Source organism: Planococcus wigleyi (genome assembly GCF_014836985.1).
Lineage (GTDB): Bacteria > Bacillota > Bacilli > Bacillales_A > Planococcaceae > Planococcus > Planococcus notacanthi.
The window spans coordinates 745,474-768,896 of the sequence record NZ_JACSPU010000001.1 but is presented as its reverse complement, the minus strand read 5'-3'; the positions used below and the strand labels follow the sequence as shown (position 1 = coordinate 768,896).

The window sequence follows — 23,423 nt, the reverse complement described above, 5'->3', positions numbered from 1 at the left end:
CTTTCTTTGGGGAATTAAAAAAAGCCGGATAACTTACTCCGACTCCCACCAATTTCCACCAACAAATTCTTCTTGCTTGGTTTCCACTTCTTTTTTAGTTAGTTTTCCAAAGGAAGGAACAATTTCATCGAATCCTTTGCCTTGATTGAATAACGTATCAGCAAGCAGCATCAGCCCCTTGTAGCTTTCCAGCGACCGCTCCCTGCTCGTCGAATACTTCTCCTCAAGTGCCTGTTCGTATTTACGCTTCAGCCACTCAGGAGTGTGCTCTAAGACGTATTCTTCCGTATAGCGGTAATGAGAAGAAACGAAGCCGATTTGCTTAATGAGCTCATCAATGAACCCGTCATACGTTAAGCGCTCACTTCCGCCGCTACTGTTTCCTCTTCCGTCGCCGCTGGGAATCTTTCTTGGATCAGTGTCTGGAAGTCCGGAATTTCCACTTTGAACATTACTTTCGCCAGAGTCCGGACTTGAGTAAAAGTTTTATCAAGGTTGGTGTTTTCAGAAAGAATAATAAGTACGTCCAATACTTCGTTAAGATCCAACTTCAATGCTTCTTTGTCTTCAACGCCCAAGATGATGGCCATAATGCGAATGACTTGCTCTTCCTTCAATTCATCTACAACAGAGATCAGTCGGTCAAAAGTGGAAAGCTCGTCGTTCATGAGCAGCTCGCGCATTTGCTTATAAATGCGAATTCCGTCGGTGCCGATGAATTTCACAATTTGGATGATCTTGCTCATAGATAAACGAGGGACGTCAATTGACGTCTCCCCATCTGTTAAAGTGATGCTGCCGATCGTTTCAGTAATATCCAATGATTTTAGGTTGTTCTTTGCCATAGCTGTATAGCCTCCCGTTTCTTATGATTAAATGGATTCTTCGATTTCGTAATAAACGTTTTCGCTTTGTGGTGCCCCGTCTTCTGGGTATGCAGCAAGCGAGAGCGGCAATAGACGTTTCTCTTTGCTGAAGCTTTGCTCTTTATCATCGCCGGTTACTTTCGCTTTGCGGATAACGGCCATATAAAGAGTTCCGTCTTTGCGACGGCTGATCAACGCATAACGTTTTTCCGGAATGTTGCCATCCGTACCGTAACCAATTCGTTTGGTCGGTAGTGAAATGACTGGAGCCACGGTATCGCCAACTGTATAAGCTTTCTCGACTCCTACTTCCAGTCCGATGCTTGCACCGTTTACAGAAGCGATTTTCTTCAGTTCGCCACCAGCAAGTTGAATCCATCCGCCCACTTTGAATTGAGGATCTTCAGTCGTCAGTGTCACTTTAAGTGCGCCTGCTGCCAGTGCACCGGCAAGTGCCTGCTCCGTACCTACTGCAGCTGCTGTTTCGATAATTTGACCACCTACCAAAGCCAACTTGCGGTTTTCTACTGTGTTTTCAGCCAAGTTTGTCGATAGCGTATGGTTATAGCCAGTCACATCCGTGTCAGCCGCTCCCATTACCTGGTCAACCATGAAATCTTCTGTTTCGAATCCACGAGAAATAGCAATGCCCTCACTAGTAGCACCAAGATCACGCCATCCACTCGTCAAGTTATATGGAGCGGTAGTCGACATGACATCTGAGATTGCTTCTGGTGCTTCAATGCTCATATCCGCCACCACTAAACGTCCGGGACCACCTACAAAGTTCTTTGAATTTACATTAAAAATATCAGTCATAATTATTTAACCTCCTCAAATTTCCAAGAATCCATCTGCAACAATTTATCTGCATCTTTTTCGGATATGTCCCGAGGGACCACAAGCGTTTGACCTTGGCTAATATCAAACGGCTTATCCTTTTTGCTTAAATGTGGTAAACGAAGAGCGGATGCCCCGTTACCTTTATCTTTCGGTCCTTTGCAAACGATTTTGCGCTGCTCCGGTGCTTTCTTTTCCAACTTTGCTTCTGCCATTGTCAATTCCTCCTATGCTTCGATGTGTTCTAATCTCATGTACACCCACGCTTCAAAAGCGTCGGTCTCCTCATCCTTTGAGGGAATCGGATTCCCGTCCCGTTCAGCCCAACTGCCTTTTAATTCAGAGATACTTGAAGCATTTCGCTCCAGTAAATTCATACAAGCAATCAGCCCTGCCATGGCCGCTCCTTCATCCTTGGAACGATAGATCATTTGGATACGAGAAAAGCCTACACCGCCCGCAGAGCGGACGAGCAGGCCCTCTGTGATATTGGATTGAAAGGTGTTCGCGTCCACGTGTACATCGGTATTGTTTTTAAAGAATCGATAGACTGGAGGAATTGGATCCTTGTAATCAATCATTTAACCCCTCCTCATAGTCTCAAGTCTCTTTTGAGTTGCGTATCAGCCACGCGCTGCATCCGCTCTTGAGCTCGATCCAGTCCACGTGCCATGATGTTGTATTTCTTTTCTAACGGAGCGGCATAGACGACGGACGAACCGATTTTCAATGTCGTTTTGTCCCGCTCAGAAGTCATCTCATTGACGACATCACTTGCTGTTGCAGGCACTGTCCCGCCAGTCGTCACGTAGCCAATGGAATTAACGAATAAACCGGTATCAATGTGATTATCCTCTCGAACAATCTCTTTCGTTTCATCCGCCCAGGCCAGGCCCGCTGCTTCAACCGCTCTTTCCCGAGCAGCTTTCATTTGCGTATCATCGAAATTCCTTAGAATGTTTTGATCCATTTGAAAGTGGAAGTTCAATGCACCACTAGCCATTTGAATCACTCTCCTTCTTCAAAGAGACTTCATGGTGATGGAGCAGCTTGCGACCATAAGCCGGCTTGCTATCCTCCACCGAATAGGTGCCCTCCAGAAGAATGTTGCCTTGCTTGTCACGGATGTTTGAGAACCGCGTCTCCTCCGAAAAGGTTTCATCCGGTTTCAGAAACAGCATATTTGTCGTCATGGCATCCGTGCCGTACATATCCGAAGACTTGAACTGCCGAACTAAATCGGAGCGGCAAGGTACATTCTCTTTCGTGACATTTCCATAGATCGGTTTGCCGTATTCGGTTTCGCCTACCTGTTGACCAGGCGTTACGGTCGTACAAAGGTGAATCAATAAGCGGCGAAGACTCATCGAGTCCCACCACCCGCTCCGAATGTGGAGAAGAAGAGCGGTTTGAGCGCAGCAGAAGGACGTAGCGAATAAAGGATCTGGTCCAATTCCGCTACGCCCGTTGATTCACCCGGCTTTGCGTTCTTTGTGTAGGAATACGAGCCGATTTTCTCTGACTGCACATTGTCAAACGCTTCCTCTTTCATATCCGGCTGGTCTTGGAACCACAGGTACTCAACGAGCAGCACAACGGCTCTCCGAAGATCTCCCAGTGTGATTGGATCTGTCTCTTCGGCAAAGTTGCGGCCGGCGAATATTCGAATCCACCGTTCCGCACGCTCAATCAAATCCGCTACCTTAACCTCAGCCATTTCATTGATTTCATCAAAGGCAACCCGCTCTTTTACTTCAGCAACAGTTGCAAATGCCATATCACTTCACCTCAACGATAAATCCGGACTTAATGCGGCCTGTCAGGAATGACGATGGATTCTCTGGCAGCTCTTTCTCCTGATCATCAGCTAATGTGAAACCAACTTCTTGATATGAAGTCTTTGGATCTTTAAGGCGGTATTTCTTTTGGGCTGTTGGTTCCGGTTCTTCGGGTTCTTCAGGCGGAGTAGCTGGAGCGGGTTCTTCCGCTCTCAACTCGGCCTGCAGCTTTTCCAATTCAGTTTGAGTATTGTCAGCAGCAAGTTTATGTGCCTCGTAGCCCTTGTCTGGGAACTCTTCCACGATTTCTATTGCTGTATCGATTTTAGCCATTAGGCTTCCCTCCTTAGCGGATTGAATCAAGTTTAATGATCATTCGAGCGTTCTTATCAAACGGTACGTAATCTGAAGTGACGGTTGCATATGAACCCTCAACTTGTGTTTTCACATTCCGTTCGTTCTCAACAGAGAATGGTTTGTATTCATATTTCGCAAGAGCAAAGCGCGTATCCATTACCATGACACGGTCGTCCGGAATGTCTTTAGAGATAAACGGCGCCATGCGAAGCATATCCGGCATATCGCCATTCTTCAGCTCGTTCAAGAAGATCATTTGACCATTGTCTTCTTTCATGGTTGCCCACTTCTCAGCTGTTTTTAAGTTCATGACTGCGCGGTTATAAGTGAATCCGTATTCTTGTTCTGCGTGTTGAGCGGCATACCAAATATCGGACATCTTCCAGTCATTCGCTGTTTTCACGCCAATTGTTGGAGCAGCATCCGTACCATCTTTGAAGTAGCCGTTTAGCAAACGATGAATCGCCAGTTTTTCATCTGTGCGGCCCATCTGCAATCCTCGCTTGCGAAGGTGCAATGCCAGCATATCGAAACGCATTGACTTGGCTTCGTCAGTGATTTCAATACCGCCACCGCGTTTGTAAACAAAGATAGTGTGATTCGTATCCAGCTTGATTGTAACGACCGGAATCGGCGCACCTTGACCGATAAGGCTAAGATCTAAATCATCATTGTCTTTGTTCTCGATTTCGTAGTACTGATACGCCATCTGATCCATTGAGATTGTTTGAGCCACCAATTCGTTCGCACGACCTGCAGCCAAATACCCTTCACGGAACCCATCTTCCAATACTGCGTTAAAGAGCGGCTTTGTATTGTCGTTCTCATATAGAGCACGAACTTGCATCGGACCGACATCTGCAAACCCTAATGAACGAACTGCGTCTTTCACCGAAATACCTTGATGGTCCAGGTAAGCGCGGAACGTAGCAGAACTGTTTTTGCTCATTAGATCAGTGGCTTGTCCGGCAATACGGCCATCCGCTCCTGCTGCTTCTTTAATTGCTGATTTTAGTTCCGAACCGTTTGCTAATTGAATAACGTCTCCACGACTGTTTTTGATCTTGTGTTTGAATTCCATTATTTCCCCTCCATTATGGCAACAGTACTTCTACTGTGCCTTTCGCTGTATTTACTAACGCTACGTATGAACCGTTTGGTGCTGCAGCCACTTTAACGCCGCCCGTGCCATTTGCTACAATCGAATCCCCAACCGCAACCGCTCCAGTAAATGGAAACTCTGCATTACGAGAAAAGTTATATGCGTGTACGCCAAGTGGCGCGTCAGCATCCGTGACTGTGTGTTTTGCTACCAATTGAACCGCATCTCCATCAGCAGCCTTAACTGCGTGATAAGCACCGGTTGTTGCCAGTTTCAATGGCGTTCCTGCTTTTACTGGAGCAGCTGCAGTTGCATCTTGCGCAAATACTGTGAGTGATAAACCATAGCTATCAGGTACAATTCCACCGCGTTTATTCAACATTACTTCCCAACTCCTTTATATGTTTCTGATACGATGACGCCATCTTCATCGGTGTTCTTTTGCTGACGGGCTTGCAGTTTTTCTGCTTCAGTTTGGCGACCTGGCGTAAAGCGTTGCTCCGTCATTCCGTCCCACGATTCAATTTCATCCTTGATGTATTGGATATCTGCAGAGCGGGACAACATGTTTTTGTATGGCTCTGCTTTAAAGCCTTCACCCTGCGCACGTACGCGAGCCTCAACCGCCTTGTCGACTAGATCGGTAACATACTGGCGCCCCTGCTCCGCTTCTTCTTTCATTTTCTTTACGCCATCCACGCTTGCTGCATCTCCAAGTTCATTACGGATAGCAATGTCATCGGGCTGTCGGAACTTCTCGCCCTCCGTCCCCAGCAATTCGTAAATCGAACGCTTCTCAATTTTGTTTTCGGCAATCGCCGTTCTCATTTGTTCTAACAAATCCATAGTTGATCTTGCTCCCTTCTTGTTGGCAATATAAAAGGAGCGGCTTCCATCGTCCAAACGAACGTTGAATTGCTGCTCCAATTTGTGTACTTTGTCTAATTCCATTTGACCTTGCTGCATATACTCTCTGGCTTTATCGATATAGGCATCAGGTGTCGAGCCTTTGTAGACCGTCGAGACTTCCCGCAAACGTGCATCCACAATCCATGCAAATGACATACGGCCGTTCTCGTCTTCGAGCCCTGGAATGTGCGGGCAATCCGAATTGTATAGGTCCTTGCCGCAACTGCCGCAACGATAAGAACCACCCGAGAACCCAACTGACATATCGCGAATGATTCCCGCTTTGATCTGCCGGATGGTGTCGTCCGTCTTATTGCCATTCACTGAAATGTTTCGCATGATGTACCAGCTGCCGCGAACTGCATTCGACACGCCATTTTCATCGCCTAAAGTGGTGACTTCGCCGTCATAGGAGCGGCCGTAAGGATTAACGTAAATATTATGACCTTCCTGCAGGCTCACGCCGCTCTTCAAGTCCTCAGCATAGTTCCGGAGTGTGGTCATCGGATCCATGCGAGTAAAATGTGAATCCGTGCGGTCGTTTGAGCAGTTCCCGCTAAACGTAAAAATATCAGCAGCTGCTACCGGTTCCAATGTGTGCCGATTAATCTTTTCAAGATCTGCATCGGTACTTGGAGCAGCATCAGGCGATAGGATAATACGTGCCGGCAAATGCAATACTGTGCTTTCCCCCAAATTTATTCACCTCCTTTCAAAGGATATACTTATTATTTGTGGAATTTATATTAAGAAAGTGAGGTGAAAATATGGCAGTATACTCAATTACTTATGATTTAAAATCCCCTGGACAAGATTACTCTGCTTTACACAAAGCAATAAAGGCTCTTGGCGACTATAGACATGATTTAGAATCTATTTGGTTCGTCGATACACATCTTCACCCTGAAGATATCTATTATAAAATCCGACCAGCAATGGATAATAACGATAATGTATTTATCACGAAAGTAAGTTCTGGTTATTATGGAAATGCATCCAATGATTTGTGGACATGGTTGAGCAGTAAGGGTTTAAAAGCATAAAATAAAGCCACTAGATATTCTAGTGGCTTTTTACATTGCTTCACCTTCAAGAATCCGCTTATACCAGCAGCGACATTGAATCACGTTAGAAGCCGATGCACCGAGAGAAGAATCCCCTGGATACATCAGCTCTTCTGTTTCCCCTTTGCCATTTTGAACCTTGAATGGTTTATCAAAAGCCACGACTTGGCCATCCGCTTTTTTATGCCCGGCTCTCGTCCGGTCTTGTACAGCAGAACGCCAAATCTTGCCGATGACAATCCCGCTCTGACGGTCCGAATCATTCTGACCAGTCCGAGCCGCTCCGAGCATTTCCGTACGGGCAATGACGCGTGCTCTGGCTTTGCTGAAGTTGTTGTCCTCCTGCAAGACCTTCGTCGCTTTGTCGATGCTGTACTGGCCATCCGCAACCACATCCCACAAGGACATAATGACTTGCTGATCAGTGGCGTCTTGAATCAATTCGGCTGAACGTCTGGAGCGGTCACTGAGCGAACGCAGAAGCACTTCATCTTGCGGGTTGAATGAGATATCGACATCAAAGTCGAAGGCGTTTATCTCTCCTGCAGTGATGGCAGCAGTGGCCGTCCATTCAAATCCAAGCTCATTCCACAAAGACAGCTGCTCCGAACTGTCGTAGAGGATGTTTGCCTCCACCCAGTCTTGAAACTGTTCAATGGCTTCCTGGGCGGTACTTAATGGTGTACCGGCTTCCCTCATTCGTTCAATGTACAGTTCGCGCTGATATTCCAAGAAACGGCCAAAAGCTTCTTCCGCTTTATCCGTCAATTCTGCTACCGGTTCGACCCAGGGCTCTACCGTTTCGCCGATGAATGCCTCTGCGCCTTCTTCGATTTCATCACCGGCTCGGTTCTTTCCCATCATTCGAGCGGCGTTTGTCGGCGGCCGGAATGAATTGAGTATCGGATTGCCGGCAACTGGAGCGGGACCGACTGCATCATGGCCAACAATGGCATTCGCAGCTTCATTGTTGTCAATCCAACCATTCTGAACTTGCGTGAGCTTGGTAGCTGTGCGCGTCTGTTCAGCCTGGGCCTCTTGCATCTCATTTCTGACAGGCAAATCATTGAACGTCACCTTCGCACGTCCTTGGAAGCCTTTAATCTGCAAGTAAACGTTAAAAGACCGCTCCATGAGGCGCTTGATCGTTCGCTGGATGCTTTTCACACCGGCTACGAAGATTTGCCATTGGACGGTCCCATGTGTTTCAGTTGTACCTTCATTGCGGCCTAATAGAATCGGCAGCATCTTCAAAGCGGAAACGATTTGCTGATTGATCACTTCAATAACCTTGGTCGCGTCCATGGATTTGCCACCCGCTCCGCCTGTCGTAGTAATCTTTACAGAATCGGTATGAACAAAATCAGAGTCCGGCTCTAATTCATTGAAGTGCTTCTCCATATCCCCAACAAACTGATGCACAAATGCCGCTACCTTCTCGGGTTCATGTTTGATTTCATCCGGTAAAGCCTGCATGACACTCTCTTCCACAATGGAGATATCGAACCGCTCGTAGCCTTGGTGATGAATCACCCGCTGCAGGTCCTTCAGAACTTGCGTCTGGAAAAAGACAATCTGCAGAATCGGCAGGAGCGGCGACCGGCCATATGGATCTCCGATATCGGGATCTAGAGGATAATAAAAAACAGTCTCCGGATTCATCACTTTAAGTGATCCGTTAGACTGTCGTTGCACCATATCCACTTTGTTTTCTTTGTTGCTCATGAAATCGATGGACGTGGCTTCGACTACATGGATGTCCACCACATCATTCAGCTGCTCATTCAGTTCCACTTCTGCAGCAAAGGCACCGCTCGTATAACCTGCGAGTGTCCAAACGCCAACCAATTGATCCATACCGCCGCCGTATAACGGTCCGACACGTTTGGCCAACTCTTCCAGCTTCTCGGTCATTGCATCATCGACTGTTCCATCTGGTCGAATCGCCTCTACTTCAAAGCCGCTGTTCACTAAACGCTGCAGGTTCCAGATAGCCATACTTGCATCCGGGTTTAAATCCCGAATCACTCTCAAGCTTTCAATGACTTCCTTCGAGCTGTAGGATTTGCGGCCTAATACCTTTTCGTAAAGGCCCCACTGCTGTTCCCACTTGTGTGCTGTTTGTTTGGTTCGAGCAACACTACCGAGAGTAGCAGCCGCTCTTACTTGGCGTTTGATTTCTTCTTCGGATGCTTCTTCCTTCTTGGGTTTAATCCAGTCCCAGAATCCCAATCACTCACCCCCTCTTAATGCCGCCAATCATTGGCGGTAATACGTATTTCTTATCTTCATGTTCTTTCGGCATATCCGCTTCAAACGCATAACGTGTGGCGTCAATCGAGTGATTGTTTTTATCTTCAAGACGCGCTTTCGGATTGCCATCACGATCTGTTTGATAATCGATATTCTCGAATTCACTGGCGGTATGCGGTGTACGGAGCGGGTCAATGCAAATAAAATCCAAATCATTCAGCCACTCTTCTCCATACTCCACCGAGTCCGGGCCTTTCTTGGCACCCTTCATTCTCTTGATGCCGTGCTCCATTTTCAATTCATCAATTGATTTCGGCTCTGAACTATCAGCAACAATGTCATGCCGCTCGTAACCCTTCGCCTTAACCCATTTCGCAAACTCTCGGTTACTGATTTTTTGGCCATAGTATTCATCCAGTGCATAGATGCCGTTTCTCTTTTTGTCATAGTGCCAGCGCACAAAAGCGAGCGGGTCCGGACCATAACCAAAATCGACCGCCTGACGGATGTTGTCAAAGCTACGGACCATCTCATCTGTAATATTTCCTGCTGCAATCTGTAGGTTATCAAACGGTACTACACCAGAGCCAACCGCTTTACCTTCATACTCCCATTCATGACGCCGCTTATTCCGCGCTTTCGTCGCTTCTGCTTCAGCAATAAACTGCTTGGAGATGAACGGGTTATCCAAGTACGTTGAATGATGTACAAAAGTATTGGCGGGCTGAAACGATGATTCATATTTCTTATTCACCCAGGACTGTTTGCGCTTCGGCGGGTTGTAGCTGAAAAAGAACTTATAGAAAAGACCATCCGGCAACTCTCCACGTAATAAGGAGTTGGTGATGGTCGTTACTTCCTCTTCATCTTTGAACTCCGCTAATTCTTCCACCCATGCAAGAGCAAAAGGAAAGTTCGCTGACTTCAAGCCTTTAATCCTCTCTGGATCCTGTGCGCCTCGGAATACCATATAGTTTCCACGCGGCATATACGTAATTCGCATCGGCGACTTATTGACTTTGAACAAATGCGAAACGCCCTGTTCCTCGATGGCCCATTTCATCTGCTCAAATATGGAAAGCTCCAGGGTATTGTCGACTTTCCGGATGCCAACCGCATTGACAGCAAACCGCATGAGCAGCTGCACAATGATATGGCCAATATCCGTAGACTTACCAGAACCACGTCCACCCTTGCAGACAACGTTTAATATCTCTTCAGCAAGAGCGGCTTTCCAGACAGGATGAAAGGCTGTAGGAATGAACTCTGATAGTTTACGGGCCATCCTTTCCACCACCAATATCATCAATAAATGTCACGTTCACTTCACCTTCATGCTTAACGGTTTCTTTGAACATGCCCAGATGCTTGCCGATTAACTCAGTAGATCTATTCGCACCGCTACTGTCAAATTGATATTCACCGGAAGGAACCAGCTGCTGTTCACTATGATCCCACTCCATAACTGGTTCAGCTTGCATGGCTCTGTCTGATATGTCCATCAAGCGTTTCAGTACCCAGTATGCATCCAGATTTAAGCGATCTGCACGCGTTTTCTTTAATTCCTCTATTCGCGCGCGGATATTAACATTCGTTAACAATCGGCTCGCTTGAGCACTTGCAGTCCTTTCACTGTACCCTGCTCGAATAGCTGCCTGAGTAGCATTCAAGTCCACCAGGTACTCATCAATGAATCGTTGTTGCTTCTCTGTAAATTTCACCATATATCCCTCCTTACATGCTATTTGCTTTTTTAGACATAATAAAAAGCCTACACCGATTAAGGTACAGACTTATATTGATATTCTTTATCTCTCGAAATACTGTGCTCTTATTGCTGGAGTAACAGCATCTCTTTTCCCTGCATATTTTCCATAGAAAGTAAGGATTTCACCATCTTTTATTTCTTCTCCAGAATTATTCTTCGCATAGTACTGGCCAGCTTCAGTCACTAAGAAAAACATATTTTCTTCACCTTCTATACTTGCATCCAGTGTAACAACTTCACCTTTAATTTTGACAAACGTATCAACATCTACTTGATCATTTAAATAACTATCATAGCTGAATGTGCTAGATTGTTCTTTATATTCATTAAATGATACCGAAGGCTGTTTTCCCATTGGGATTGCTATACCTACAAGAATTACACAAACAAGAGCCGAGATAAGTAGTGGCTTCATCCCATATTTCTTTTTGCGAATAAGAAAATAAATAAAACCAATTGCTGATAATAAAGCACCAGCAAGAATTGCGACAAATAAATAAAACATTTTTTAAAATCCTCCTGTATATATTATACATTTAATATACAGGAAATAAGATGTGCTAACAATGTGAAAAAAAGGAAGCCAACCAGTCTATCGACTGAGCTAAATCCCGTAAATAGGGGGTTATATACTCAGGTGTATTACTCGAACAACCTGCCTCCCCGAACCTGCCTTTAAGTGTAACGAAAGTAAACAACAATAAGAAAAAAAGAACTAATGGCACATTTGGCACATTACGCAATCATGTTTTCAATGACCGCATCTTTAATCCGTTGAATATGGGTATGCGATAATCCCATGTGCAAGCCGATCCACCTCATGCTTTTTCCATCCAGCAGCCAATAAAGTACTTCCACTTCACGTTCATTGTTTACTTTTTGGATTTTCGATTGAATTAATTGAATGTCCTTTTCATAATCGTGAATCTTTTTCCAACGTTCATCCCGTCGCTCGACTTCCCTCAAGATAGGATCACTCGGATTTCCACTGGCTTTGGGCATGGCAGCTTGCAACCCGTATTGAGCTGTCATATTAACATTGATTTCATTCATAGACTCACGCATAATCTTGACGCTTTGCAATTTCCACTGATAATCCTTCAACAAGTCCTCAATCTGCCATTTGTTCATGGAAATTCCCCCTATCGTTTTCTCCGGACGGTGCCGCCTTGTTTTTGATACGTCGGACGATTTAAGCCCATTAATTCTTCCCATTCTTTGCGGGAAAGATTTTCCTTTGATTTAAAGCTGGCCTTATTCTTCGGAAAGGCTTCTGTCGTTCCTGCGCCCTCTGAAAGCCCTTTTTCTTTTAACTGTTGCTGGATTGTTCTCATGTCTCCGTCTCCTTTTTGAGAAATAAAAAAAGAGGACACAAAACAGCGGTTAAGCTGTAATGTGTCCTCCAGTTGACTGGTGGGACTAATTTATTTTTCATTTAATTATATCGAATATAATCTGATGACGTCTTCTGCTTGTCTAGCTCAGACTATTTCCAGGGAGTAGAATTACTCCCATAAACTCTCTCAAAGACTCTTCTGCTTTTGTTTATATGTTCTTCGTGCTCCGCTTTGTGTCTTTTGAGATATTTACGTTCGTTAGGATAAAGAAATCTCATAAATTCATCGTTAGAAACTAAAATATATAAAGCTTGATCGTAACCTAACTTTAGTATTTTTCTTCTCGCGAAAGCTTCTTTTATATTTTTATATTTCAAAAATCTTCTAAATTTCCTTAGTGGTTTTGAATATTTATCGCTAATGATACCGAAAAGGTAATCGAGCATCTTGCTTAGTACATATACCACGATTCCTCCAACCGTCGCTATTATAGTCAAATCTAAGATTGTAATATTTAATGATTTATCAAGCCAATTCAAAACTCTTCCCCCTCATCAAAATTCACACGCTTCACTTTCCCATCATGCGTCTTGATGCGCGTTTCTGCGTGTGGAGGAAGCTCACCTATTTTTACCTTGCCCTCTGAGATAATCAGAACGCAAGAAAGTGGTAACTCCATTATATCCAACTTTAGTTCCCCTGTCTCGGAAATATCAACCAACTGCATCCTCAATTTTACCCCTCCTCAAAGCCTGTGTAAGCTTCTGTCTCTTTGCTTAATCAATCCCCGTTCAGCGTGATCAAACACCAGGAGCGCAATCTCTGACGTTTTGCGCCCCATATTCGATGCTATGTTTCTCAAGCTGACGTTCTGCTGCCATAAATCACGAAACACTTCCAGTTCCTCTTCTGAAAATATTAGATTCAGTTCAAAGTTATCAGCTTCAAAAAGATAGTAGTTCATGGCGATCCTCCTTCGCCTTACTGCTTGTCCAAAAAATCCGTAATCAATTTTGCTGATCTATTGGACCAATTAATTTCGGTTACATCGTGATTTTTAAACGGATAGGCCATTTTCACACCTTCAACATCAGGATTCACATATCCCCAAGATTCAGTATCTTGATATTTCTTCGGCTTTAAACTGTAGCAAGATAACCATTCTGATTCTTTATCACGAACAACATATCGATAACCTGTTTTAGATAAATTTTCTAAAACAGATATGGTTTCGCTACGGTCGTGGATTTCGGTTATACATTTCATTGCTTAATTCCTCCTTAATACGCATCCCGAACCCTGAACGAAACCACGGTTACTTGGCTAATGCGAGAGAAGATAAGTATTTCTCGCTTAGTTTCTTCCCAGGAAGTGTACTTTTCTTCGTTTACGGATAACAGCTGATCCACAACCGGCTGAACAGCAGCTTCATGCTCTTCCTTAGTCTGAGCAAAGTTAGTTTGAATATAGTAAATGATGCCATTGAATTCAGGGATTAGACCATTTGGTACTTCACCATGAGTTGTTGTTATTTTGAAGTTAAAATCTGCAGCTTTATCCATCAATATTCCTCCTTAATTCGAGTTAATGATTTCCGTTCCACCGTCGGGCAGTATTTCCATTTCAAATTGGCTGACATCTGAAACTCTGATGTATCTCCCGCTATCTTCACCATCTCCAAAAGTAACAACTGCATTTAAGTCTTTAGCGAAAGCTTCATAAAAAATATTGTGAACTCCAGCCAAACTTTCACGGGATCCTTCTTGAGTAAATTCTTCTTTTACTCCACTTTTATAAAGCAGCTTATATTTCATGATCATCTTTCATTCCTCCTCATATCGAATTTCCACTTCCACCCTCGGCGTCATGCTATAAAACTTCCGGACCATCATGCTAACCACTTGGCTATCGTCCTGCCAAATAATCTTAGAAAGTGAATCCTTGACACCCTTCGCTAGGTTGTCCAAATCTGGACGACTAACCGGCAGCAATAACCCTGCTTCAATTAACGCCTGCTTGGGCTTCGTATGATATTTCTTGGGCGTCGGCTGATAGAAGGTCAGTTCCAAGTGTGCCGGTCCTGTAATGAGCTCCTGTGGCTTATGCTGAGATGCTACGAGCTTCACGTATTGTTTGAAGTCTCTGGATGTTGCTGGATCGTAGAGAACCGTCTTGCCGGAATAACTCTTTCCGGCTCTCGGTCTCCCCTGGGCTTGTGCTTCCCCCATGATTTCAAAACTGATTGTCTCCAATGGCTCACCCCTCATTCACTTTCATGAACCGGTCATATTCCTCAATAATGCGCCGGTCATCCATGTCTTGATAATATGCCTCGTCTTTGCAGAGCATAATGGACATGGTTTGAATCATGTCTTGCCGCGTTTCTTCCGTCATTCAAATCCGTCCCATCTGTTTTAATCGATGCCGCCTTTGCTCTACCGTTAAATCGTGCCGCTTCTTTTCCTTTTCTGTTGCAGCAATATCCAACCGGTAGCAATTATCTCCATGCTTGATCAGTGTCGGCTTATCGTTCTTCACTTTGACTATGGTTACGTGTGAAAGTTTATCGCCTGGAATCATATCAATACCCAGCTTCTTGGCGCTGGTAATTGATTTGATTTTTCTCCATATAGCTTTGCTCAATCTCTTCCCAACTAAAGCCGAGTAATTGAGTTAATTCCACATATCGGAAGAAAGCCGATGAGTATGCTTCTTCTACAAATTCGATGCAGGAAATATTGAAAGACAAATCAATCATGCAATCTTCAGTGTCGCCACTTTTTCTCATATCTTCTACAGGAACAATTACTTTTCTGTGTTGATTGCCTATAGATAGCAAGAAGTGAAGAATGTCGACCAGTTCAACCAACCCTTTTTGAGGGTTGGTTTTCTTGTTTGACCAAAACTTAAAAATCTCAGGAAATTCATTTGCACATTCAGCCACTTCCGTTAAAGTGGCAAGAATCTTTTTGCGCAGTCGATTTTCTCCAGTTGGTGCAGGATGCTTTTTCTCAATTTCCGCGTCGAGTAGCTTTTGTGTCTCAAATAATGCTGTAAGATTCATCAATGATTCCCCCTATTCTTTTCTCGGAACTTCAACAACTTGAGCTTTTTCATCTTTCAGGAACACACAATAGGCATATAGGAACAAAACCGGAAAGCAGATCCACGAACTGATGACTGCAGCAATCAAAATATTTAGCATAACGGTCCTCCTCTTTTAATTAGTTTTATACTTGAATGATTAATATTTTTTTCAAACTATATCCAATCAGCCATTATAATGATATTATTTGAGTAGAAATGACCACTTTAATTAAAGAAAGAGGGTACTTATGTCTACTAATGTAAAATATCAATTAATGGATTTTATTCATTCTGATGAAATGCTTCCTGTTTTTTACTATCATTTCGAATCATTTAACAATGATAAAGATAATTTTGAGCAATTATTATTCTTCACCGAAGTAAAGGCATTAAGATTATGGGCGACTTTAAGCATTGCAAATCTTTATATTAAAGACCGTAATGAATTTACTGAGATTATTGAATATGTTAAACAAGATTTATTTAATAAAACGGCTGATGAAGCTTTAGAATTTATCTTTAACAGACATATTTCATACAATAAATATGGTCAAGCTTTAGAATCCCTTACTAAAGTTGGCTATGAATTTGCCGAAAACACTAAATTACCTCATTTAAAAGAAGAAAGCGTTCAGATGGTTAAAGCTTTCATTGGGAAAGCATCCGAAATATATCGAGAGTACTATTAAGTAATTAATCTGAAGCCTATGCGGCTTCTTTTTTAATTTTTGATATTTTTTATTTCTAAGCTCCATACTTTTTATAAAACTATTGATTGACCATCATACAATTTACTTTTTAACGTGATAATCCATATCCTCGAGCACCTCGCCATTCTGCCCGTAATTGAGCCCGTACCCCTTCAGTTCCTCCACCCAAAATTCCATGTGTTTATGCCAATACTTCAAATCCCGACCTCCTTCAAGTGTTTTCCAATCCCTTGCCTCTAAATCCTAACTTTCAAGCAAAAATTGGTAGGGAGAGGGTAAAAAAACCCCCTCTCTCTTTGTTTTTAAAAAGGCATATCCAAGTCGTCCATATCTTCTTCTGGATCGTCCAAGTCAGCGAACATAACTGTGTTGAATTTTCTACCTGGGAACTCTTCGAACTCGACGGTTGAAGACGAGCGTCCAACATAGATTTCTTTGACAGTTAAAATTCGATTTTCAGCAATTAATGTTTTCGCGTGTTCCAGCTCTATTCCCCGTCCGTTTTTCGATAAGAAGACAACAGATCTTCCAGCAGGGCTTTCCTCAGACTTAAAGCGTTTGTTAAATGCGTATGTGTCGATGCCGCCGATTAATGACATTGTTTTCATGCCTTTTCCTCCTCAAGAAACTCTGGGTTTTCATACGCATTTCCGACAACTTCTGAAAGGTGATTTATCAGGTGCAGAAATTCAGAATCATGTGGCGTCCAAGCGTAAAAGCATCCCTTTTCATAAACGACTTTATAAGGACCTCCGCCAAAATCGATAATGTCACCTTCGAAGATTTCCGTGCCATCTTCATCTTCAAGTCCGGTGTACTGCAAGAACTTTAAATGTTCATGCGTTTGGAATGAGCACATATTCATGCCAGCATTCGATTCTTCCCAGCGCGTGTATTGTTTTGTGTGCGTGTTGTAAAAGTTGAATTTAATCTCCCTCACGCTGCCACACTCCCCATCCGATGATTATTAATTAGCTCTACCGCGGCCTCATGATCCAGCTTGGTTATCTGCTTCAACTCTTCAAACAAAACGCTAAACTGCTGCGCGATGACAGGATCTTCATTCTTCTGCCAGGCCCCGGCGATTAGGATGAGTTGATTTAGTAATTTCTCCATTGGGATTCCTCCTCAGTTTTTATCCGAAAATCATTCGCTCCAGTTCCGCGTTCTCAGATTCTGCTTCCTGGTCCCGAATGGATTCTTCCGGCATGTAGACTTCCAGCGACATTTTGTTAATGCGGCTTTTCACACGGCCCTCTGTATATACTTTTGCTAAATCTTCGATTGTTCGGTTGGATGTGAAGATGGTGACTTTCCGGTGTTCAAGTCGATAATCCGTCACGTCATAAAGGATTTTCTCAGCAAAAGTCATGGATGTTTCTTTTGTTTTTTCGACCGATACATCATCAATCACCAAGACTTCGACTTCTCGGAACATCCGAATCACTTGATCTTCTGTCTGAAGCGACTCTTTGCCATATGTTTTCTTAACCTGACTCAGTAAGTCATTGGCTTTGATGAATATGAGATCGACTCCATGGACCTTCACCAGTGCATTCGCAATACTGGATGCCAGCCTTGTTTTCCCAGAACCTTTAATGCTGCTGTACAGGTACAATCCTTTGCCGATGTTCTTCATGGCTTGATAGTTCTTTACCAAGTTCTCAGCAGCCTTTTTAGCGACGATAGCCGTTTCCCTACTGTCTGCCTCCAAATACTTATTCGGATTGAATGAAGCGACTGTGGCGTCCTGGAAGATAGGTGGTATGCCAGACAAATCCAGTTTCTTGTCAATGACTCGTTGTTTCATCATTTGCTCATAGCACTCACAGGGCTCTTTCCATTCATCGCTCACGTTTCGCAAATGACGCTTCGACCAATCCTTCATCCAAATCCAACCTGCGCCATCACATTTCATTACAGGACACTGTTTTGAAGGTTTTGTCAGGACTTCTATCGGATCAGATGCCAGCGATTCGTTTACGGCGCTCATTCGCTTCGCGAATTCGGGATTGTTGTTCATTAGATCTTTGATTACTTGGCTGATTGGTTCCAATACGAGTCACTCCTTTCGGTTTAGAGGCTTTCGGGTTATTCAATACGGCTTTTACATACTTGAGATTTCGAGCTCCATTCAAGACAGTTTCTTTCATGGCTGCCAGTAATTTCTCTTCTCCATAGGAATCAATAAGATCACCTAGTTGGTCAGCAATGAAAGAACTGAGAGTTCCAAATCCTTCTTGTTCAAAAAATTGAAAGGCATTTAAAGGTGCGGGCTCTTTATCATCTTGTTTCATTTCATTTGGTTTCTTTTCATTTAGTAATGCAGAACCATTACCAGAAGCATTGTCGGAACCTTTGTCGGAAGTACTGTCGGCTAGTTTGTAGGTAACAGTTACCGACAAATCAATTAGCTGATACAATGCTGACTGATTTCCTTTACGTGATCTAAAGTCTAAATAGCCTTTTTGCTTTAGCTCATTCCTGGCGTTTGTCACACTTTTTTCAGATAAGCCTGACTTAACGCGTAGCACCGATATTGCTACTGAGAATTCCTTACACCATCCAGCCTTATTGTTTACGTGTACAAGTGCGTGCCATAAAGCAATTGCCGATGTACTTAAGGGATTCGTTTCGAGCCGATCATAGAACGAGTTAAGCAACTTAATGTAGTTCATGTGTTCACCGCCTTACGGAATATAAATCATCTTGCCGGTCAGCTCTGCCACCTCTTGGCGAAACTGTTCCTCATTACTGTTGGAATCTGATAAGTGAAGTAGCCATATTTCCTGCAGCTCCGATAAATCATTTGCCTTCAAAAACTCTTTCATGTTCTCTAACGAGAAGTGGGATCGCATCAATCGCTTCCTCAAGACTTTTGGTGTTCTCCCGGATAATATGTTTTCGTCCAATATCTTTTGTGAGTAATTGCACTCCACCATCAAGTGCGTCAATCCGCTAAAGCGGTATTTGATGTAATAGGTGTCTGTCGCAAACAGCAGCTTTTCGCCGGCTGTATTAACCAGCAGGAATCCGAATGGTTCAGAGACATCGTGCTGTACATCGAACGGTAATATGGTCCATGTGCCGATTTGAAACTGTTTCTTGTTCTCGACCGCCTTGATTCGGTGATGCTCGATGCCCAGGGCGTCTTTTGTGCCATTGGATAGGTAACAGGTGATGCCGGCTTTCAGAACCTCAGGAACGCCGCTACAGTGATCTTTGTGTTCGTGTGTGATCAAACAGCCTTTAATATCCCGTGTCTGGAAGTTCAACTTCCGTTGAATGTCTCGAAACTTGATTCCTGCTTCCAGGAGAAGGGGCGTATGGCCATCCGTGATGTAATAGCAGTTCCCCTTCGAACCGGTCGCAAGTGTCGTGATTTCAATCATTAGAACGGTGGAGCGTCGTCTTCTGCAGTGGCAGTTCCGGCTGGCTCTGGTTCTTTCTCTGACAGGATCTCGCCAGTTGTTTGGTCTTCATTTGGATCTTCCACAATTTCAAAACCTTCTACATCAATAATTTCTCCATTTGCATTGTTATCGATTTCCTCTTGCAATTCCGCTTCATCGCGCACATTATCGCTTTCTTGGAAATGCTTCATCACGAGCGAGTTGTCGTCAGAAGAGTTTAGGAACTTCTTACACGCTCGGTTAATGACTGTTTTCTTCGCCATTTCTTGTGGGAACTTTTTATGTGTCGAATCTGCACCATCTGGATTCATTTTCGATTGTCCCCATGATTTTTTGATTTCAGCAATGGTCATAAGTTCCGTATAAACCGAGTCGTCTTGCTCAATGATCGTGCAGTACGCACCAATAATGTCTTTATCTTGGCTGCCGAACTTTTGTTTATGAATAAGGTTTGTAATTCGTCCATTCTTAATTTCATAATCCACATCGTCACCTTCGTGGATCGTAAACGCATCGATACTCTTAGCTCCTGTTAAACGTTTCGTTACGGCCATCGTGCCGAAGTAAGAGCGTTGGAAAGTTAATGTCGTACCATAAACAATGAAGTATCCTTGTTTTTTAGCTGGATTTAGTCCCTGAACAACCATGTCCAGCAAGCTATTGGCGATACTGTTCTTGGAGCAGACTTCCAAAGCTAATTTATAGCCTTGGTTTTTACCGGTCTTGATATCCTGCAGCATCAACCATGCTGATTTCATTGCATTTTCTGGGCTGTAGTTAGCAGGAAAGTGTAACTCTCCAGCTTCCTGGAACTGCTTCACTTTTGCTGCTACGATGTCCACCGTGTCTTTTTTCACCATTGCTAATTGATTTTGAGTTGTCATATTAAATTGCCTCCTCTAAGTTTGGTGTTTCAATACGAAGTGCCTTGTCTTTTTCCGATACAATCAAGCTGATCAGTTGTGAATCCGTTTGGCCCAGCTGCGTGACTGCTTCTGCGTTATCGACGAATATCGGCGCCTGGATGCCATGGAACTCGGACAAGGTGTTGATGATGTCCAATCCGATGTTAATCTTGGCTGCATTGTTCAAGCCCGAACCATAAGGAACGCCGTCAAACGTCGTTTCGCAGACTTCCTGCAGCCCGCCGTTGATTTGTGTTTCAAACAGCTTGAAGCGTGCGTATTTGAATTTGGCATTGATTTTCTCTTCCATTATTTTGACCTTTACGCGGATAAATTCTTCCGACAAGAACAGATGGTGCTCCAGCTTTTCGTATTCCGCTGCCAGCTGCTCTTCCTGCTCCATCAAGTCTTGAATCCGCTCCTGCAAAGCGTCGACATTCGCATACCGAGCAATTTCTGCATTGACGGCCGAACGCTTCGCTTTCAATTCAGCGATGTCTTCTTGGATGCCGGCGACTGCTTCTTCTGCGCCTTCTTTCAATCCGGCGATGTCAGAGCGAAACTGGCCTGCTTCAAACTGCAGATCCGTATACTCTTGATTACTCTCGACACTTTGTATGTTGCTTTCGACTTTCTGCAGTTCATCTTGGAGTTTGGCCAGTGCCTTCTGCTTTTCTGCAATTGGTCCTTCTAAATCATCGAGTTCCTTCTGCAGCCGTTCGATTTCATTTTTGTATTTCCTTTGTTCAGTCCCGCGCTGTTCGCCTTCTCGTTTGAACATGCGAAGGTCTTCTGACTTCCAAGCATTGAATTGCGCCAATGCCTTTTCACCTGCAGCCTTCACTTTTTCTTCCGGCAGTTCCTGACCACACGTAGGGCACTCACATTCCACTTCATGAACGAATGCTTCCTTGTTGCGTTCGGTCCAGCGGTTCCGCAACTCCATCAGAGCCAGCTCGAGCCGCTGCGCATTGTCGCGATTAAACTGCAATTGACTTTCCGCGGATCGTTTGCGTGACTGGAACGTCTGCAGATTGGATTGTTCTTCCTGAAGTTTCGCCCGTAAACGATAGATTTCATCCTTCGAACCGCTTTCCAAATCCCGCTTCATGTTGTGGAGATTCATTTCAATCTTCTGCAACTCGCCTTCTTTTGTCAGGATGGCGTTCCCGCTCTTGATGGAACTGACCTGCGCTTGCAGCTCTTCAATTTCCGCATCCAGCTTGTCGACTTCCGCTTGAAGTTCTGTAAAGTTCCCTTCATCTTCCGGAATCGATTTCTGAATTTCATTGATGCGAATGGGAATCCGTTTCAGCTCTTCGTTGATTGTCTTGCGGCGGCTATTTACCGTGGCTTTGAAGTCATCGAGTGTCTTGCCTCTCAGAATCAATTTCAGCCCCTGCAACTCGTTATTTGATGCAAAGACATCTTCTTCTGATACATCACCGCAAACCTCCAGAAGAATCTTCCGGCGGTCCTGCCATTTCACTTGTTCGTTGAAATAAGTAGGTGAAGTCAGCAGCTTGAAGATTTCTTCTTCCATCAGCAACTGAATCCGTTTGTGGTATTCCGCTTTCTTCAACGGCGTTCCATCAATGAAGTAATTGGTTTCATGCCCCGAGAACTCTTCCTTAGCAGCTCCGCGTGTCTTGGTGTACTTTTCGCGGTAGACTTTCCGAAGTGTTAAATCCTGCTGATCGACCGTCAATTCGCATTCGACTTCGTGGTCCAGCATTGGGATTGCCTGGCCATCTTTCAGTGTCTTGATTTCAAAGTCCTTTTTGTTCTGGCTGTCCTTATCGAACAGCAGCCACAAGAATGAATCGAACAGCGTAGTCTTTCCAGTAGCGTTATCGCCGTAGATCAATGCGTTCGAGCCGTTCATTTCAATTGAGAAGCTTTTGACGCCCTTGAAATTGGTTAAGGTAAGTCGGTTGATGCGTACTTGTTTCATATGGTCTCCTCCTGGGATTCGTGCTATAATGAGCACATGATTTGTTGTAAAGAGTTTTTCGACATCCCACGCCACATGGGACGGTGAGCCGGTTGCTTCTGCAGCCGGTTTATTTTATTGCCCGATAAAACTGGACTTTAGCCACTTCAATCAAATAATTTTCTTCGTTTTCTTCTAACACCACACGGCCGGCTCCATCTTCAAACCATTTGTCGCCTGTGCGAATTTCCAAACCGAACATATCTTCAACTGGATGATCGTCAACAGGTTTGCCGAACATTCTCTCCAGCTTTTCTTGAGAGGCGATTTCGTTTTCCATCCATTTGAGGTCAACCGGACCGTGCCAGCTTGTTTGGCTGATGATGTTCTGGATGATGACCGTTTGCGCTTCGCTTGGGAGCTTATACATCCGAGCCTCCAAATCTTTTGCATCTTTATATTCCTGTAAGTCTTCTACATTTATAGTCATTTATTTTTCCTCCTTCACAATAATTTCGCTGTTTCCCAAATCCACCGTATAGCCTTTAATCCGAAGCAACGTGATAATGAAGATCGCTTCTCTGGATGTGCCAAGTTCATCGAAAGAGAAGAGCGTTTGTTCCTTGCCCGCTTCTTTTGAAGCCTTCAGCAGTTGCAGAACCTGCTGCATCTTCGTTGAACGGTCAAACTGATCTAAGCTGATTGCTGCTTGTCCGTGCGCTGTCATGTGTTCACCTGCTTTCTTAATTGATTAATTGAGCAAATAACATGTGCTCTTTCTGCCTAACTTATCTAGTTCATCAACACGAATTGCCCAAGTGCCATCTTGCTCCATCTTCTTAAGCTTGTAGAATGGTTCGCCGCCGTATTCGTAAAAATAAGAGCTTTCATTTTTAATTTCTTCGAGAGTGTATCTCTCGCAGGAATCAATATCGTCTGTGTAGCCGCCGTAAGAACATTTTTCATTGTCGTCTGTTAAGCTTCCCCAAAAAACAAGAGTGTTTTTCGTCCACTTAACCGATAGCAAAACATACTTTCTTGCAGGATCAATTTTCATTTCTTCACCTTCTTTCTGATGGAGTGAGTCCCATCAATAAGACC

42 protein-coding genes are annotated in these 23,423 nt (G+C 44.0%); 2 read left to right on the top strand and 40 right to left on the bottom strand.

All coding sequences use genetic code 11. The features are described from left to right. Nucleotides 1-33: 33 nt before the first annotated feature. The 12 genes from H9630_RS03605 to H9630_RS03550 form a co-directional block, all read right to left on the bottom strand. Nucleotides 34-171: a hypothetical protein gene (locus H9630_RS03605; protein WP_191714102.1), complete on the bottom strand. Its 138-nt coding sequence runs from the start codon at nucleotides 169-171 to the stop codon at nucleotides 34-36. A gap of 182 nt (nucleotides 172-353) precedes the next feature. Further along, complete coding sequence (locus H9630_RS03600; protein WP_191714101.1) at nucleotides 354-845, bottom strand: hypothetical protein; 492 nt, start codon at nucleotides 843-845, stop codon at nucleotides 354-356. 27 nt (nucleotides 846-872) lie between these two features. After that, nucleotides 873-1,685, bottom strand: a complete 813-nt coding sequence (locus tag H9630_RS03595) for a hypothetical protein (RefSeq protein WP_191714100.1) — start codon at nucleotides 1,683-1,685, stop codon at nucleotides 873-875. 2 nt (nucleotides 1,686-1,687) lie between these two features. Then, nucleotides 1,688-1,921: a hypothetical protein gene (locus H9630_RS03590; protein WP_191714099.1), complete on the bottom strand. Its 234-nt coding sequence runs from the start codon at nucleotides 1,919-1,921 to the stop codon at nucleotides 1,688-1,690. A gap of 12 nt (nucleotides 1,922-1,933) precedes the next feature. Next, entirely contained in the window at nucleotides 1,934-2,287 is a 354-nt protein-coding gene (locus H9630_RS03585) for a hypothetical protein (RefSeq protein WP_191714098.1), read from the bottom strand. Between the two features lie 11 nt (nucleotides 2,288-2,298). Continuing rightward, entirely contained in the window at nucleotides 2,299-2,709 is a 411-nt protein-coding gene (locus tag H9630_RS03580) for a hypothetical protein (protein ID WP_191714097.1), read from the bottom strand. After that, a complete protein-coding gene (locus H9630_RS03575; protein ID WP_191714096.1) occupies nucleotides 2,702-3,073 on the bottom strand; it encodes a hypothetical protein in 372 nt (123 codons plus the stop codon). Before H9630_RS03575 ends, H9630_RS03580 begins: the two co-directional genes overlap by 8 nt. After that, nucleotides 3,070-3,483, bottom strand: a complete 414-nt coding sequence (locus H9630_RS03570; protein ID WP_191714095.1) for a head-tail connector protein — start codon at nucleotides 3,481-3,483, stop codon at nucleotides 3,070-3,072. Before H9630_RS03570 ends, H9630_RS03575 begins: the two co-directional genes overlap by 4 nt. Nucleotide 3,484: 1 nt before the next feature. Next, nucleotides 3,485-3,817, bottom strand: a complete 333-nt coding sequence (locus tag H9630_RS03565) for a hypothetical protein (RefSeq protein WP_191714094.1) — start codon at nucleotides 3,815-3,817, stop codon at nucleotides 3,485-3,487. A gap of 13 nt (nucleotides 3,818-3,830) precedes the next feature. Further along, on the bottom strand, nucleotides 3,831-4,922 hold the full coding sequence (locus H9630_RS03560) for a phage major capsid protein (protein ID WP_191714093.1): 1,092 nt from the start codon (nucleotides 4,920-4,922) through the stop codon (nucleotides 3,831-3,833). A 13-nt stretch (nucleotides 4,923-4,935) separates the two neighbouring features. Next, nucleotides 4,936-5,325, bottom strand: coding sequence for a hypothetical protein (locus H9630_RS03555; RefSeq protein WP_191714092.1), 390 nt, complete (start codon nucleotides 5,323-5,325; stop codon nucleotides 4,936-4,938). Beyond that, nucleotides 5,325-6,548, bottom strand: a complete 1,224-nt coding sequence (locus H9630_RS03550; protein ID WP_191714091.1) for a hypothetical protein — start codon at nucleotides 6,546-6,548, stop codon at nucleotides 5,325-5,327. Before H9630_RS03550 ends, H9630_RS03555 begins: the two co-directional genes overlap by 1 nt. A gap of 71 nt (nucleotides 6,549-6,619) precedes the next feature. Between H9630_RS03550 and H9630_RS03545 the strand changes: the two genes are divergently transcribed. Further along, nucleotides 6,620-6,895: a hypothetical protein gene (locus H9630_RS03545; protein WP_191714090.1), complete on the top strand. Its 276-nt coding sequence runs from the start codon at nucleotides 6,620-6,622 to the stop codon at nucleotides 6,893-6,895. 30 nt (nucleotides 6,896-6,925) lie between these two features. Here the strand turns inward: H9630_RS03545 and H9630_RS03540 are convergent, their stop codons facing one another. The 17 genes from H9630_RS03540 to H9630_RS18855 all read right to left on the bottom strand — a co-directional run bounded on the left by H9630_RS03540 (nucleotide 6,926) and on the right by H9630_RS18855 (nucleotide 15,479). After that, entirely contained in the window at nucleotides 6,926-9,148 is a 2,223-nt protein-coding gene (locus H9630_RS03540) for a phage minor head protein (RefSeq protein ID WP_191714089.1), read from the bottom strand. A gap of 4 nt (nucleotides 9,149-9,152) precedes the next feature. After that, nucleotides 9,153-10,454 carry a PBSX family phage terminase large subunit gene (locus H9630_RS03535; RefSeq protein WP_191714088.1) on the bottom strand — a complete coding sequence of 434 codons (1,302 nt, stop codon included), beginning with the start codon at nucleotides 10,452-10,454 and terminating at the stop codon, nucleotides 9,153-9,155. Continuing rightward, nucleotides 10,444-10,893, bottom strand: a complete 450-nt coding sequence (locus H9630_RS03530) for a terminase small subunit (RefSeq protein ID WP_191714087.1) — start codon at nucleotides 10,891-10,893, stop codon at nucleotides 10,444-10,446. Before H9630_RS03530 ends, H9630_RS03535 begins: the two co-directional genes overlap by 11 nt. An 84-nt stretch (nucleotides 10,894-10,977) precedes the next feature. Then, nucleotides 10,978-11,442: a hypothetical protein gene (locus tag H9630_RS03525; protein WP_191714086.1), complete on the bottom strand. Its 465-nt coding sequence runs from the start codon at nucleotides 11,440-11,442 to the stop codon at nucleotides 10,978-10,980. 230 nt (nucleotides 11,443-11,672) lie between these two features. Further along, the gene (locus H9630_RS03520; RefSeq protein ID WP_191714085.1) at nucleotides 11,673-12,068 is read right to left on the bottom strand and encodes a helix-turn-helix transcriptional regulator; all 396 of its coding nucleotides are present in this window, start codon (nucleotides 12,066-12,068) and stop codon (nucleotides 11,673-11,675) included. An 11-nt stretch (nucleotides 12,069-12,079) separates the two neighbouring features. Then, entirely contained in the window at nucleotides 12,080-12,271 is a 192-nt protein-coding gene (locus H9630_RS03515) for a hypothetical protein (protein WP_191714084.1), read from the bottom strand. A gap of 152 nt (nucleotides 12,272-12,423) precedes the next feature. Continuing rightward, on the bottom strand, nucleotides 12,424-12,813 hold the full coding sequence (locus tag H9630_RS03510; protein WP_191714083.1) for a hypothetical protein: 390 nt from the start codon (nucleotides 12,811-12,813) through the stop codon (nucleotides 12,424-12,426). Further along, a complete protein-coding gene (locus H9630_RS03505; RefSeq protein ID WP_191714502.1) occupies nucleotides 12,810-13,001 on the bottom strand; it encodes an XtrA/YqaO family protein in 192 nt (63 codons plus the stop codon). The genes H9630_RS03510 and H9630_RS03505 overlap by 4 nt, the downstream gene beginning before the upstream one ends. Before the next feature lie 18 nt (nucleotides 13,002-13,019). Next, complete coding sequence (locus H9630_RS03500; RefSeq protein WP_191714082.1) at nucleotides 13,020-13,238, bottom strand: hypothetical protein; 219 nt, start codon at nucleotides 13,236-13,238, stop codon at nucleotides 13,020-13,022. Nucleotides 13,239-13,255: 17 nt separating this feature from the next. Continuing rightward, the gene (locus H9630_RS03495) at nucleotides 13,256-13,540 is read right to left on the bottom strand and encodes a hypothetical protein (protein ID WP_191714081.1); all 285 of its coding nucleotides are present in this window, start codon (nucleotides 13,538-13,540) and stop codon (nucleotides 13,256-13,258) included. Between the two features lie 14 nt (nucleotides 13,541-13,554). Beyond that, nucleotides 13,555-13,836 (bottom strand): hypothetical protein, encoded by a 282-nt coding sequence (locus tag H9630_RS03490; RefSeq protein ID WP_191714080.1) that lies wholly within the window; start codon nucleotides 13,834-13,836, stop codon nucleotides 13,555-13,557. Nucleotides 13,837-13,848: 12 nt separating this feature from the next. Next, nucleotides 13,849-14,094: a hypothetical protein gene (locus H9630_RS03485; protein ID WP_191714079.1), complete on the bottom strand. Its 246-nt coding sequence runs from the start codon at nucleotides 14,092-14,094 to the stop codon at nucleotides 13,849-13,851. Between the two features lie 3 nt (nucleotides 14,095-14,097). Then, nucleotides 14,098-14,526, bottom strand: a complete 429-nt coding sequence (locus H9630_RS03480) for a RusA family crossover junction endodeoxyribonuclease (protein ID WP_225218332.1) — start codon at nucleotides 14,524-14,526, stop codon at nucleotides 14,098-14,100. A gap of 4 nt (nucleotides 14,527-14,530) precedes the next feature. Continuing rightward, nucleotides 14,531-14,668 (bottom strand): hypothetical protein, encoded by a 138-nt coding sequence (locus tag H9630_RS03475; RefSeq protein WP_191714077.1) that lies wholly within the window; start codon nucleotides 14,666-14,668, stop codon nucleotides 14,531-14,533. Beyond that, entirely contained in the window at nucleotides 14,669-14,854 is a 186-nt protein-coding gene (locus H9630_RS03470; protein WP_191714076.1) for a hypothetical protein, read from the bottom strand. Between the two features lies 1 nt (nucleotide 14,855). Then, entirely contained in the window at nucleotides 14,856-15,338 is a 483-nt protein-coding gene (locus tag H9630_RS03465; RefSeq protein WP_191714075.1) for a dUTP diphosphatase, read from the bottom strand. A 12-nt stretch (nucleotides 15,339-15,350) separates the two neighbouring features. Then, complete coding sequence (locus tag H9630_RS18855) at nucleotides 15,351-15,479, bottom strand: hypothetical protein (RefSeq protein WP_263615923.1); 129 nt, start codon at nucleotides 15,477-15,479, stop codon at nucleotides 15,351-15,353. Nucleotides 15,480-15,609: 130 nt separating this feature from the next. Between H9630_RS18855 and H9630_RS03460 the strand changes: the two genes are divergently transcribed. Next, nucleotides 15,610-16,050 (top strand): hypothetical protein, encoded by a 441-nt coding sequence (locus tag H9630_RS03460; protein ID WP_191714074.1) that lies wholly within the window; start codon nucleotides 15,610-15,612, stop codon nucleotides 16,048-16,050. 323 nt (nucleotides 16,051-16,373) lie between these two features. Here the strand turns inward: H9630_RS03460 and H9630_RS03455 are convergent, their stop codons facing one another. From H9630_RS03455 to H9630_RS03405, 11 genes are all read right to left on the bottom strand, one after another. Beyond that, nucleotides 16,374-16,679 (bottom strand): hypothetical protein, encoded by a 306-nt coding sequence (locus tag H9630_RS03455; protein ID WP_225218331.1) that lies wholly within the window; start codon nucleotides 16,677-16,679, stop codon nucleotides 16,374-16,376. After that, nucleotides 16,676-17,011 carry a YopX family protein gene (locus tag H9630_RS03450; protein ID WP_191714073.1) on the bottom strand — a complete coding sequence of 112 codons (336 nt, stop codon included), beginning with the start codon at nucleotides 17,009-17,011 and terminating at the stop codon, nucleotides 16,676-16,678. The genes H9630_RS03455 and H9630_RS03450 overlap by 4 nt, the downstream gene beginning before the upstream one ends. After that, the gene (locus H9630_RS03445; protein WP_191714072.1) at nucleotides 17,008-17,187 is read right to left on the bottom strand and encodes a hypothetical protein; all 180 of its coding nucleotides are present in this window, start codon (nucleotides 17,185-17,187) and stop codon (nucleotides 17,008-17,010) included. The genes H9630_RS03450 and H9630_RS03445 overlap by 4 nt, the downstream gene beginning before the upstream one ends. Nucleotides 17,188-17,206: 19 nt before the next feature. Then, complete coding sequence (locus tag H9630_RS03440) at nucleotides 17,207-18,127, bottom strand: ATP-binding protein (RefSeq protein ID WP_191714071.1); 921 nt, start codon at nucleotides 18,125-18,127, stop codon at nucleotides 17,207-17,209. Then, nucleotides 18,033-18,749 (bottom strand): DnaD domain protein, encoded by a 717-nt coding sequence (locus tag H9630_RS03435; protein ID WP_191714070.1) that lies wholly within the window; start codon nucleotides 18,747-18,749, stop codon nucleotides 18,033-18,035. Before H9630_RS03435 ends, H9630_RS03440 begins: the two co-directional genes overlap by 95 nt. Nucleotides 18,750-18,761: 12 nt before the next feature. Then, entirely contained in the window at nucleotides 18,762-19,463 is a 702-nt protein-coding gene (locus H9630_RS03430) for an MBL fold metallo-hydrolase (protein ID WP_191714069.1), read from the bottom strand. Beyond that, on the bottom strand, nucleotides 19,463-20,368 hold the full coding sequence (locus tag H9630_RS03425; RefSeq protein ID WP_191714068.1) for a recombinase RecT: 906 nt from the start codon (nucleotides 20,366-20,368) through the stop codon (nucleotides 19,463-19,465). The genes H9630_RS03430 and H9630_RS03425 overlap by 1 nt, the downstream gene beginning before the upstream one ends. A 1-nt stretch (nucleotide 20,369) precedes the next feature. Then, complete coding sequence (locus tag H9630_RS03420) at nucleotides 20,370-22,343, bottom strand: AAA family ATPase (protein WP_191714067.1); 1,974 nt, start codon at nucleotides 22,341-22,343, stop codon at nucleotides 20,370-20,372. 109 nt (nucleotides 22,344-22,452) lie between these two features. Further along, entirely contained in the window at nucleotides 22,453-22,812 is a 360-nt protein-coding gene (locus tag H9630_RS03415) for a hypothetical protein (protein ID WP_191714522.1), read from the bottom strand. Beyond that, a complete protein-coding gene (locus tag H9630_RS03410; RefSeq protein WP_191714066.1) occupies nucleotides 22,813-23,049 on the bottom strand; it encodes a hypothetical protein in 237 nt (78 codons plus the stop codon). Between the two features lie 24 nt (nucleotides 23,050-23,073). Beyond that, nucleotides 23,074-23,379 (bottom strand): hypothetical protein, encoded by a 306-nt coding sequence (locus tag H9630_RS03405; protein ID WP_191714065.1) that lies wholly within the window; start codon nucleotides 23,377-23,379, stop codon nucleotides 23,074-23,076. Between the last annotated feature and the right edge of the window lie 44 nt (nucleotides 23,380-23,423).